1 protein-coding gene is annotated in these 1,183 nt (G+C 66.3%); it reads left to right on the forward strand.

All coding sequences use genetic code 11. The features are described from left to right. Window positions 1-2: 2 nt before the first annotated feature. Window positions 3-1,183: acetyl-CoA C-acetyltransferase (locus NCR38_RS33985; RefSeq protein ID WP_061122030.1), on the forward strand; the 1,181-nt coding region annotated here is incomplete at its 3' end.

Consider the following 1,183-nt stretch of genomic DNA (forward strand, 5'->3'; position numbering starts at 1 on the left):
AAATGACTGACGTAGTGATCGTATCGGCCGCGCGTACGGCGGTAGGCAAGTTCGGCGGCTCGCTCGCGAAGATCGCGGCGCCGGAACTGGGCGCAACGGTAATCAAGGCTGTTCTGGAGCGTGCCGGCGTGAAGCCGGAGCAGGTGAGCGAAGTGATCCTCGGCCAGGTGCTCGCGGCAGGCTCGGGCCAGAACCCGGCGCGTCAGTCGCTCATCAAGGCCGGCTTGCCCGACATGGTTCCCGGCATGACGATCAACAAGGTCTGCGGCTCGGGCCTGAAGGCGGTGATGCTCGCGGCGAACGCGATCATCGCGGGCGATGCGGAAATCGTCATCGCGGGCGGTCAGGAAAACATGAGCGCCGCGCCGCACGTGCTGCCGGGCTCGCGCGACGGCTTTCGCATGGGCGACGCGAAGCTCATCGACACGATGATCGTCGATGGCCTGTGGGACGTCTATAACAAGTACCACATGGGCACGACCGCGGAGAACGTCGCGAAGGAGTTCGGCATCACGCGCGAGCAGCAGGACGCGTTCGCGGCGCTGTCGCAGAACAAGGCGGAAGCCGCGCAGAAGGCGGGCCGCTTCGACGACGAAATCGTGCCGATCGCGATTCCGCAGCGCAAAGGTGAGCCGCTGCAGTTCAACACCGACGAATTCGTGCGCCACGGCGTGACGCCCGAAGCGCTCGCGGGCCTGAAGCCGGCGTTCTCGAAGGAAGGCACGGTGACGGCGGCGAACGCGTCGGGCATCAATGACGGCGCGGCGGCGGTCGTCGTGATGTCGGCGAAGAAGGCCGAGGCGCTGGGCCTCACGCCGCTCGCGCGCATCAAGGCGTACGCGAATGCGGGCGTCGATCCGAAGATCATGGGCATGGGCCCGGTGCCGGCATCGAAGCGCTGTCTGGAGCGCGCGGGCTGGTCGGTGAACGATCTGGACCTGATGGAAATCAACGAGGCGTTCGCGGCGCAGGCGCTGGCGGTGCACAAGCAGATGGGCTGGGATCAGTCGAAGATCAACGTGAACGGCGGCGCGATCGCGATCGGTCATCCGATCGGCGCATCGGGCTGCCGGATTCTCGTCACGCTGCTGCACGAGATGCAAAAGCGCGATGCGAAGAAGGGCCTGGCGTCGCTGTGCATCGGCGGCGGCATGGGTGTGGCGCTGGCGGTGGAACGTCTGTA

It is taken from the genome of Caballeronia sp. INML1 (assembly GCF_023631085.1).
In the GTDB taxonomy this organism is placed as follows: Bacteria; Pseudomonadota; Gammaproteobacteria; order Burkholderiales; family Burkholderiaceae; genus Caballeronia; species Caballeronia turbans.